This window comes from Neisseria sp. HMSC15G01 (assembly GCF_001808255.1).
Lineage (GTDB): Bacteria > Pseudomonadota > Gammaproteobacteria > Burkholderiales > Neisseriaceae > Neisseria > Neisseria subflava_A.
This window is the reverse complement of sequence record NZ_KV792657.1, coordinates 75070-84491: the sequence shown is the minus strand read 5'-3', so window position 1 is coordinate 84491 and position 9422 is coordinate 75070. Positions and strand designations below refer to the sequence as shown.

Annotated in this window: 10 protein-coding genes; 6 read left to right on the top strand and 4 right to left on the bottom strand. The window is 45.4% G+C overall.

Annotated features, from left to right (window positions below; genetic code table 11):
* Window positions 1–341: 341 nt before the first annotated feature.
* Both truA and HMPREF3139_RS02330 read right to left on the bottom strand, forming a co-directional pair.
* Entirely contained in the window at window positions 342–1187 is an 846-nt protein-coding gene (gene truA / locus HMPREF3139_RS02335; RefSeq protein ID WP_070460219.1) for a tRNA pseudouridine(38-40) synthase TruA, read from the bottom strand.
* 160 nt (window positions 1188–1347) lie between these two features.
* Entirely contained in the window at window positions 1348–3333 is a 1986-nt protein-coding gene (locus tag HMPREF3139_RS02330) for a motility hub landmark protein FimV (RefSeq protein ID WP_083290025.1), read from the bottom strand.
* A gap of 353 nt (window positions 3334–3686) precedes the next feature.
* On the opposite strand from HMPREF3139_RS02330, the gene HMPREF3139_RS02325 reads away from it, so the two are divergent.
* The 6 genes from HMPREF3139_RS02325 (at window position 3687) to dtd (ending at window position 7070) form a co-directional block, all read left to right on the top strand.
* Window positions 3687–4220 carry a septation protein A gene (locus HMPREF3139_RS02325; protein ID WP_070460216.1) on the top strand — a complete coding sequence of 178 codons (534 nt, stop codon included), beginning with the start codon at window positions 3687–3689 and terminating at the stop codon, window positions 4218–4220.
* Window positions 4220–4510: a YciI family protein gene (locus tag HMPREF3139_RS02320; protein ID WP_004519663.1), complete on the top strand. Its 291-nt coding sequence runs from the start codon at window positions 4220–4222 to the stop codon at window positions 4508–4510. Before HMPREF3139_RS02325 ends, HMPREF3139_RS02320 begins: the two co-directional genes overlap by 1 nt.
* Window positions 4507–4779 (top strand): BolA family protein, encoded by a 273-nt coding sequence (locus HMPREF3139_RS02315; protein ID WP_070460214.1) that lies wholly within the window; start codon window positions 4507–4509, stop codon window positions 4777–4779. Before HMPREF3139_RS02320 ends, HMPREF3139_RS02315 begins: the two co-directional genes overlap by 4 nt.
* Before the next feature lie 51 nt (window positions 4780–4830).
* Window positions 4831–5703 (top strand): peptidylprolyl isomerase, encoded by an 873-nt coding sequence (locus HMPREF3139_RS02310; RefSeq protein ID WP_070460209.1) that lies wholly within the window; start codon window positions 4831–4833, stop codon window positions 5701–5703.
* Between the two features lie 44 nt (window positions 5704–5747).
* Entirely contained in the window at window positions 5748–6512 is a 765-nt protein-coding gene (locus HMPREF3139_RS02305) for a peptidyl-prolyl cis-trans isomerase (RefSeq protein WP_070460208.1), read from the top strand.
* 96 nt (window positions 6513–6608) lie between these two features.
* Window positions 6609–7070 carry a D-aminoacyl-tRNA deacylase gene (gene dtd / locus HMPREF3139_RS02300; protein ID WP_070460225.1) on the top strand — a complete coding sequence of 154 codons (462 nt, stop codon included), beginning with the start codon at window positions 6609–6611 and terminating at the stop codon, window positions 7068–7070.
* A gap of 59 nt (window positions 7071–7129) precedes the next feature.
* On the opposite strand, the gene HMPREF3139_RS02295 is transcribed toward dtd, so the two are convergent.
* Together HMPREF3139_RS02295 and HMPREF3139_RS02290 are read right to left on the bottom strand one after the other, a co-directional pair.
* On the bottom strand, window positions 7130–7648 hold the full coding sequence (locus HMPREF3139_RS02295; RefSeq protein WP_070460206.1) for a gluconokinase, GntK/IdnK-type: 519 nt from the start codon (window positions 7646–7648) through the stop codon (window positions 7130–7132).
* Window positions 7649–7738: 90 nt separating this feature from the next.
* Window positions 7739–9124 (bottom strand): GntP family permease, encoded by a 1386-nt coding sequence (locus HMPREF3139_RS02290; protein ID WP_070460203.1) that lies wholly within the window; start codon window positions 9122–9124, stop codon window positions 7739–7741.
* Window positions 9125–9422: the final 298 nt, after the last annotated feature.

The window sequence follows — 9422 nt, the reverse complement described above, 5'->3', positions numbered from 1 at the left end:
GAGTCAGGGCAATCAGGGATTTTTTCATTGCTGTATTCCTTTTCTATTGTGAAGAAATAACTTAAGCAGACCGGACAATCCGCTTAGGCTTACTTTATCGCTGGAATCAGCGATTCCATGACTGTCACTATAATTGTTCCTTTCTAAAAAAACAAACTTTATTCAATTCCCCCCCACTACCGTAGAAACCAAATAAAGGTAGAGACAACCCAAATAATGGAAATTTATTATTTAAAATCAATGATAAATTTCTTCAAAACCCAAATTTGCATTTTTACAACACTTTATCAGTTTACACATCAATTACGCTATTTTGTTGCTTTTATACCAACAATCCGCAGTCAGGCCGTCTGAAAATCATTACCTAGAACGCTCATCCACTCGGGCAAAGATAGTTGTGTCACCCCAAACTCATCAGGATAGTCAACACCTGTTAAATATAGACCATCAGACATAAAAGTTGGCGGAGCCTTCAATCTGCTTTTTGCATGAAAGACCGACTCAAACTCATCTACACTGATTCTGCCACTACCTACGTACACCAATGCCCCCATAATATTGCGTACCATATGATGCAAGAATGCATTTCCATGCAAATCAAGGCACAGATAGCGAGAAGTTCCACTAATCTTTGTACTATATAGTGTCTTTATAGGGGACTTCGCCTGACATTCGGCCGCTCGAAAGCTGGAAAAGTCATGTTCCCCCTCCAACAAGGCAGCAGCCTGCCTCATCAGATTTAAATCTAATTTCAAATGCGTCCACCCTACTCTGCCAACTAATAATGGAGAACGAACCGGTGAAGATTCCAATAAATAGCGATAATGGCGGCCATAAGCATCAAATCGGGCATGGAAATGAGGTACAACTTTTTGCGCAACCAACACAGCAACACCATCAGGCAAATGTGCATTGACACCACGCACCCATGCTTGCTCCGGACGACTTACTGACGTATCAAAATGCACCACTTGAGCAGTTGCATGCACACCCGTATCCGTCCTTCCCGCAACAATAGTATTAATTTGCTCCCTTGCTATTGAAGACAACGCCTGCTCTAAGGCCGTCTGAACAGTCGGCAAATCTCCCGCCTGTTTTTGCCAACCATAAAAACGGCTACCGTCATAAGAGAGGGTCAAAGCCCAACGCTGCACGAGATGCCCTGTTGTATTTCCTTTTTCAGTCATTTCTTATACTTCTTGTAAATTGATATTGTTGCCTACGCTTAAGTAACAAATATTAAAAAGGCGTGATTAACACACGCCTCTCATGTATTTCAGACGGCCTTCATCTTAATTTACCATAAAAAAGATGCCGTCTGAAACGGCATCTTCATTTTACTAGTACTTATACGCCAAGCTCTTTCATCAGTTTTTGGGCTTTATACAGAATATCTCCTTCAGCCTCTTCAATCAGCGCTTGCAATGTTTCTCGAGCCGCTTCAGGATCACCGATTTCGATATACATCTTAGCCAAATCATATTTGGCTTCAAGCGGTGCAGTCATACCGACTGATTCTGAAACAAAGCCTCTTTCACTATTGCTTTTATCGGCAGCCACTGAAACATCTTCAGCTCCCCATTCCAATGCACCTTCTTCAATCACAAACTCAGAAGCAGCTTCTTCTTTCTCTACTTCTTCTTTGGTTTCTTGAATTTGCAAGTCTTGATCTTGCTTGATATCGAATGGCAACACATGGCCGTCTGAATCTTCAGGGGTATCTACCGTAAACTCGAGTGGCTCTTCATTTCTTGACTCGAAGACTTTTGTTTCTGTCGCAAAATCAAACTCATCAAATGTATTTACCTGCTCTTCTTTACGTTCAGGCATAACAACGGATACCGGCTGATATGGATTTTCCGGTTCAGGCTCGTACACGCTTTCTGTTGATTCGATACTATCCCAATCAGCATAGCGACGTTGCTCTGTCTCTGCATCATGCGTTACTGCACCTGAAAGAATACCTGTCTGACTATTGTCAATCTTACCCAAATCAAGTTTAACATCATTAATAGTGGAAGATTCTTCTACTTCATTGATGACCACATCATCTTCGAAATCGTCTTCGATAAACAGACCGTCTTGAATTTTTTCAGACGGCGTTACTTTAGTTGTAGCAACCGCAGCAGCTGAAGCAGCAACATTTTTCTGTACAGCCTTTTCTTCATCCTTACGGCTTACAGGCGCTGCTTCCGGCTCATCTTTACGTTTACCGGCAGCTTTCAACAACAACCAAGCAGCAATAAGGGCTGCACCGCCTGCCAATAACCATTTCCATAAATTACCATCTGATTCGCTTTCTGTTTGCTCCGCGACAGAATCAGTGGTTGCAACAGGCTCAGAAGCCACTATATTCTCTTGAGCATCGGAAGCCATAGCTTCTTGAATATCGGACGCAGGAACAGTCGATGCGGCTTTTTCATTAACCGCTGCAGATGCTGCTTGTTCTGTTTGTTCAGCTGAAGCTTGTTTTACTTCTTCCTGTTGCTGTGTATTTACGCCAGCATCTTTAACCTGAGCTTCAGTTTGAGCATCAGGCTGAACAACAGGTTTTTCTGTTTTAGCCTCTGTTGTATTAGCGGTTTCATTAGCTTTTTCTGTTGCCGTATTAGTTTTAGCAGGAGCAGAAGCAGCCAAGCGTTGCAATTCGCTACGGTTTGGAATATTCAGTACTTTACCTGCCAACATACGGTTGGCATTATTATCAATAAACACATCCGGGTTGGCATTTACCAAAGCCTGGATGGTTTGATCCAAGGTCATACCTTGCGGACGGATGCTCGACGCAATGGCCATCAGGGTTTCACCCGTACGCACCAAATGCTGTCTGCCTAAACGTGAGGCAGTGTCGTTTTTAGCAGAGGCCGTCTGAACTTGTTTTTTCTCAGCCTTACGCTGCACATCCTTACGCACCTGAGTGGCCTGATTACCTGCTGCTTTATTATTTTTCGTTGCAGGCTGTTGGACATTACGTGTCGGCTCGGAGGATTGAGATTCAGTGGCCGGACGGGTACGAGCAGATGCAGCATCTTTAGAATCATATCCGGCCGGATCGATAATGGCGGTGTATTCACGCGATTGCGCGCCGATACCTACTTGGAAAACCAAAACAGGATCTTTGATGGCTTGAGAAGAGCGGATAGTAACGACTGCCTTATCGCCTGATTTGCGTACCGCCGCGCGCAAATTGCCATTTGAAATAGTGGCCTTACCGCCATTGAGCAGAGCCTGAGCTTCCTCACCAGTCACAGTGATACTGCCTGTAAAAGGCTCACCCAAATGAGATTGAACATTCAAGCCCCCCAAACCCGCAGAGGCACTGAGCGATGTCATTAAAGCGATAGAAGCTGTAATTAATTTAATATTGTGATGTTTTTTCAAAACGGATCCCCTGTTCGAAAATTATGGTACTAACCAATGTGCGCGCATTCAACCATATATTTACTAGATATTACGTCATGATATATTTTTAACCTATTCCTGCCAAGCAATAGAGGCTATTCAGCCTAAAATTCCTTAGCAAATCTATTACTTTTGCATGCTTGTGTTTCTTTTTTACAAATTTCGCTAACCCAAAACAAATATTTTATATAAATATATGTGGTATTAAAGTCATGGGGAAAGGTGCAAAAAAACACATCTCCCTGTATGATTAGCATTTACTCAATTAGTTTCATCATTAATATATGAAGATTTTGAGCGACTTATTCGCCGTATTCTTATTTTTCATCACATATATCATCACCAAAGACATGATTGCCGCAACAGCTGTTGCGGTTATAGTCGGCATTGCCCAAGCTGCGCTGACCTTTTGGAAACACCGTAAACTGGATACCATGCAATGGGTCAGCCTGATTTTGATTGTCTTTTTTGGCGGCGCAACGATTCTGCTGAAAGACAACCGCTTTATCATGTGGAAACCGACCGTTCTGTTTTGGATCGGTGCCATCGTCATGCTGTTCAGCCACCTTGCCGGTAAAAACGGGCTTAAAGCCGTCATGGGCAAAGAAATGCAGCTCCCTGATTTTGTATGGACGCACCTGACTTATGCATGGATTGGCTTCCTGATTTTTATGGGTGCGGCCAACCTCTTTGTCTTTACATATTTTCCAGACCAATGGGTCAATTACAAACTGTTCGGCACATTGGGTTTCACAATCATTTTTTCCATCGCACAGGGTATGTATCTGATGCGTTTTCAGCCTAAGGAGGATCAATAATGGAATATTTCATGCTTTTGGCTACTGATGCCGAAGATGTCCACGAAGCACGCATGGCAGCACGCCCTGCCCATTTAGCACGCTTAGAAGAATTGAAAGCGCAAGGCCGTCTGCTGACTGCCGGCCCCAATCCTCTACCAGATAATCCGGAACGCGTTTCCGGCAGCCTGATAGTGGCTCAATTTGAATCTTTGGACGCTGCACAAGAATGGGCTGAACAAGACCCTTACGTCGATGCCGGCGTATACGCAGAAGTATTGATTAAACCCTTTAAAGCCGTATTCAAATGAGCAATATGCGTCAAATTATCGAGGAACGCCTGCAGGCGCTTGAGCCTGAGTTCTTCGATTTTGAAGATGAAAGCCACCTGCACGCCGGCCATGCCGGTAATAAAGGCGGCGGGCATTACGCCATAGTGGTGGTCAGCAACGCATTTGAAAACATTGGCCGCCTCCAGCGGCAACGTATGATTAAGCAGCTTTTACAGGACTTGTTTTCAGACGGCCTGATTCATGCACTCAGTATCAAAGCAGCCACGCCGGACGAATACTTCCATTAAGATTACTGCCCAAACTTTGATTTCCAATCATTAATTTAAAAGAGAAATACGATGAAAAAAACCTACTTTGCTTCAGCCTTGATGCTTGCTCTGACTTCCGGCACCCTGTTTGCCCAAACTTTGGTGACCGTCAACGGCCAAGCCATCGACAGCAGCGTTATCGATGACCAAATCGCTTCCGTACGCGCCAGCAACCCGAACGTTCAAGACACTCCTGAATTGCGTCAAATGCTGACTGAACGCCAAGTTATCAGCACTGTTGTTACCCAAGAAGCTAAAAAATTAAAACTGGATCAAAGCGCTGAATTCAAAACTGCATTGGAGCAAGCGCGTGCCGATGCCGCCAAACAAGGTGCAGATAAAAAAGCCACATTCAAAACCGAATGGGCAGTTTTCGAAAATGATTTGTTAGGCCAAGCTTTCGCGGCGCATATCGTCCGTCAATATCCTGTCCAAGAAAAAGATGTCAAAGCCGCTTACAACGACTTCAGCAACTTCTATAAAGGTACTCAGGAAGTCCAACTGGGCGAAATCGTGACCGACAGCAGCAGCAATGCCCAAAAAGCCATTGCCGATTTGGATGCGAAAAAAAGCTTTGTTTCGATATTGAACCAATACTCAATTGACGAAGCGGCCAAAAAAGCCGGCGGCATCCCTAAAGCTTATGTTCCGCTTAAAGATTTGCAAGAATCAGCGCCTCCGCTTTACGCTGCTGTCAAAGACCTGAAAAAAGGTGCACACACTAAAACTCCACTGCAAAACGGTAATTTGTACGCCGTTTTCTATGTCAATGACCGTCGTAACGTTACTGTACCTTCTTACGAAGCCGCTAAAAACGAGATTGGCAACGACTTACAGGCAGCCCGTGTTGATGCGGCCATTCAATCATTACTGAAAAAAGCCAGCATCAAAGTCAACAAATAATATAAGGTGCCCGCCGTGATAGCGGCGGGCAATAAGGAACTCACATGAACATCAAGCCCAAAACTGCCGTTTTGGCTATCCTCGCCTTGTCAACCGTGAGCTTAGCAACCGCCAAAGCGCCTGAAATCGATCCCGCCCGTATCGACAGCATGGTCGCCGAAGTATTGAGACAGGCCGATCAACATCCCAACCAGACTGCCAAACCCGATGGCCAGGCAATCCGCAAAGATGTGGTTACACGTTTGCAGACTTTGGAAATTTTGAAAAATGAAGCCATCAAGGCTGGTTTGGACAAAGATGCGGAAGTGCAGAATCAGCTTAAAAACGTTGAAGCTGAGTTTTATGCCAACCAATACGCTGCCTATCTAGAACGCCAAACCGCGGTTGACGATGCTGAGTTGCGCCGTTTCTACGACCAGCAAACACGCATTATCAAGCTGCAACAAGTCAGCTTTGCTTCAGCCGACGAAGTACGCGCCGCGCAAGAACTGCTGCTCAAAGGCTTGTCATTTGAAGAGCTGATGAAACGCTATCCCAACCCCGAACAAGAGTTCGACGGCTTCATCTCTCCGCAGCAGCTCTCTCCTCAACTGGCTACCGCTTTTGCTGACATGAACCGAGGCGATGTAACGCATGAGCCGATTCAGATGGAAAGCCGTTTTTATCTGTTTAAACTCAGTGCAGTAGAACGCGATCCCAATGCCGAACCTTTCGAACTGGTACGCAATCAGATTGCCCAAGCCGTTAAACGACAAAAAGTCGAGAATCAGATCGAACGTATCTTAAAAGAAAACGACATTAATCCGTAAATTAATTCAATGGTTTCAGGCCGTCTGAAACTATATTTAAACCCCAAGGGCGTATCTTACGCCCTTTTTTACAAACTTCTTTTATTCAAAAACATCATGCGCGCTGTTATCCAAAAAGTTACCCAAGCTAAAGTTGACGTTTTGTCCGAAAACTCCTGCGAAACCTGTGGCGAAATCAACAACGGATTTATGATATTGATCGGCGTTACCCACACCGATACAGAAGCGGACGCCAAATACATTGCGGATAAAACCGCCAACCTACGTATCTTTGAAGACGAAAACGGCAAATTAAATTTATCGCTCAAAGATGTCGGTGGCTCGATATTACTGGTTTCTCAGTTTACCCTTTACGCCGATGCGCGCAGCGGCCGCCGTCCGTCCTTCTCCAATGCTGCCCCTGCCGAACAAGCAGACAAGCTTTATCAATACACCGCGCAACTTTTGCGCGAACATGGATTGACTGTCGAAACCGGCAGATTCCAAACCCATATGCAGGTCTCCCTTTGCAATGACGGGCCGGTTACCTTATTGCTTGATTCGCAAAAAACATTCTAAATCCCATAGGAAAAGGCCGTCTGAAATATTTCAGACGGCCTTTCCATTTCTGATCATTACTAAATCAAGCCTTGCGCTTTCACCCAGTTCACAATATCTGCCTCAACGGCTTCAGGCGAACCCGGATTGTCAATTTTGACACCGTACTCATCAGCACCCAGCTCTTCCAAAATCTCCAGCTGAGAATCCAGCATTCCGGCTTTCATATAATGCCCCTGACGCGACAGCATACGCTCAAGATTGATTGCTTGAGGCGGAGTCAAATGGATAAAAGCCACCTTCCCTTCTGCACCACGCAGAATATCGCGGTATTGGCGTTTGAGTGCGGAACAAGTAACGATGGAATATGTTTCCCCATTTTTTGCCTGCTCCGTCATCCAGTCACGCAAATTGCCGAGCCATGGGTAGCGGTCTTCATCCGTTAACGGAATACCTGCACCCATTTTATCGCGGTTGGCTTGGGTATGAAAATCGTCGCCTTCAGCATACGGACATTGGTTGAGATGTTTTTGCAAAGACAGCGCGGCAGTGGTTTTACCGCAACCGCACACGCCCATCATGACAAAATGTGTCGTCATTTTTCTACTCCTTGTTTATCTAGATTTTAACGGTATTTAAAAACGGGCGGATTGTGTTATCTCAAAAACACTATCCGCCCGTTCTTCCGATTAAACCAAAACAAACAACACTGACGATAAAGCAAAACCGATGAGTGCGATAAGTGTTTGGTTGACCGTCCATGTCTTCAAGGTCGTCGGCACATCCATATTCAACAGACGGCCGACAAGCCAGAAACCGGAGTCGTTAAAGTGGCTGCAACCAACGGAACCTGCCGCCGTAGCCAATACCACGCAAGTAATCTGCCAATCGCTGAAACCTGCCGCCGCAACGGCCGGTGCCATCAACGCGGCAGCGGTAGTCAATGCAACGGTCGCAGAACCTTGCGCAATACGCAAAGCCAAAGCCACCAAGAAACAACCCAGCAAAACAGGGATACCCAAGTCCGCCATACTGTCGGCCAAAGCCTTACCGATACCGGAAGCACGCAACACTCCGCCGAACATACCGCCCGCACCGGTAATCAAAATGACCGAGCAAACCGGACCCAATGCGCCATCAATGGTTTTCTCCAAAGCGCTGGCTTTTTCGCCACGTTTGCCACCCAATACATACAGGGCTACCAAAACAGAAATCAGCAAAGCAATCGGTGTCGAACCGATCATGCGACCAAATTGCACCCAGCCTTCATCTGCACTGACAACTTTCTCACTGATTAAAGTGGACAAACCGGTATTTAAGAAAATCAACAGCATAGGAATCAGCATAATACCAACAACGGTAGATGCTTTTGCAGGCGCTTTCGGTTGGTCATTATCTTGCGTACCACCACTGATCAGATCAGGAACAGGTACATGAATGCTGCGACCCAAAACTTTACCCAATAAATAGCCGCTGAAATACCAAGTAATCAAGGCAACAGGCAAACCCAAAATCAGCAGTTGACCAATATTTGCGCCATAGAACTCAGAAGCAGCAATCGGGCCAGGATGAGGCGGCAGGAAGACGTGCATGACCGAAAATGCGCCAATAGACGCCATCGCGTATGGCAGAACGGTCTGCTTCATACGGCGTGCCGTTGCAAACACAATCGGCAACATCACCACCAAGCCGGCATCAAAGAAAATCGGGAAACCAAAAATCAAAGAAGCCACGCCTAAAGCAAATGGTGCACGATTCTCACCAAAAATCTGAATCAGCGCATCTGCCAAAGACTGAGCGCCACCGGAAGTTTCCACCAAACGGCCGAGCATTGCGCCCAAACCGACCAGCAACGCCACGCTGCCGAGCGTACCGCCGAAGTTTTTGACCAATACATCATTAACAATGCTGCCCATAGGCAGACCTGTTACGATGGCAGTCAGCAGGCTGACCAATACCAACGTCAGCAAGGCATGAACGCGCAGTTTTACAATCAAAATCAAGATTAGCAAAATCGCTGCCGCGGCGATACCGAGCAAGGTACCGGCACTCAGCGTTTGAGTCCATCCATCCATTTTGAAGCCTTTCTCTGTAAGAAAAATACAAACTTATTAATGTTTCTTAACACACTTAGATAAGATAACACATTTCACTATGGGTTCATATGGATGGATTTAGTCAAAATATAAATTTCTCTTTTTCAAAACCCTTTTTGCAAGATGCTTGATAACTAAGAATAGCAAAGAAAAAACAAAGGCAATAAAAAGGCCGTCTGAAACGTAGTTAATTTTCAGACGGCCTGACATCATTCTTCTCGATAAAATAGAAACGAATATTTTTTCAATTACCTAAAATCAGTATTTTCGGCTTATG

What these genes read in the sequence shown, in the direction of transcription:
- HMPREF3139_RS02310 (WP_070460209.1), top strand. Translation starts at nt 4,831, where the DNA reads ATGAAAAAAACCTACTTTGCTTCAGCCTTGATGCTTGCTCTGACTTCC.
- truA (WP_070460219.1), bottom strand. Translation starts at nt 1,187, where the DNA reads ATGACTGAAAAAGGAAATACAACAGGGCATCTCGTGCAGCGTTGGGCT.
- HMPREF3139_RS02325 (WP_070460216.1), top strand. Translation starts at nt 3,687, where the DNA reads ATGAAGATTTTGAGCGACTTATTCGCCGTATTCTTATTTTTCATCACA.
- dtd (WP_070460225.1), top strand. Translation starts at nt 6,609, where the DNA reads ATGCGCGCTGTTATCCAAAAAGTTACCCAAGCTAAAGTTGACGTTTTG.
- HMPREF3139_RS02305 (WP_070460208.1), top strand. Translation starts at nt 5,748, where the DNA reads ATGAACATCAAGCCCAAAACTGCCGTTTTGGCTATCCTCGCCTTGTCA.
- HMPREF3139_RS02290 (WP_070460203.1), bottom strand. Translation starts at nt 9,124, where the DNA reads ATGGATGGATGGACTCAAACGCTGAGTGCCGGTACCTTGCTCGGTATC.
- HMPREF3139_RS02330 (WP_083290025.1), bottom strand. Translation starts at nt 3,333, where the DNA reads ATGACATCGCTCAGTGCCTCTGCGGGTTTGGGGGGCTTGAATGTTCAA.
- HMPREF3139_RS02320 (WP_004519663.1), top strand. Translation starts at nt 4,220, where the DNA reads ATGGAATATTTCATGCTTTTGGCTACTGATGCCGAAGATGTCCACGAA.
- HMPREF3139_RS02315 (WP_070460214.1), top strand. Translation starts at nt 4,507, where the DNA reads ATGAGCAATATGCGTCAAATTATCGAGGAACGCCTGCAGGCGCTTGAG.
- HMPREF3139_RS02295 (WP_070460206.1), bottom strand. Translation starts at nt 7,648, where the DNA reads ATGACGACACATTTTGTCATGATGGGCGTGTGCGGTTGCGGTAAAACC.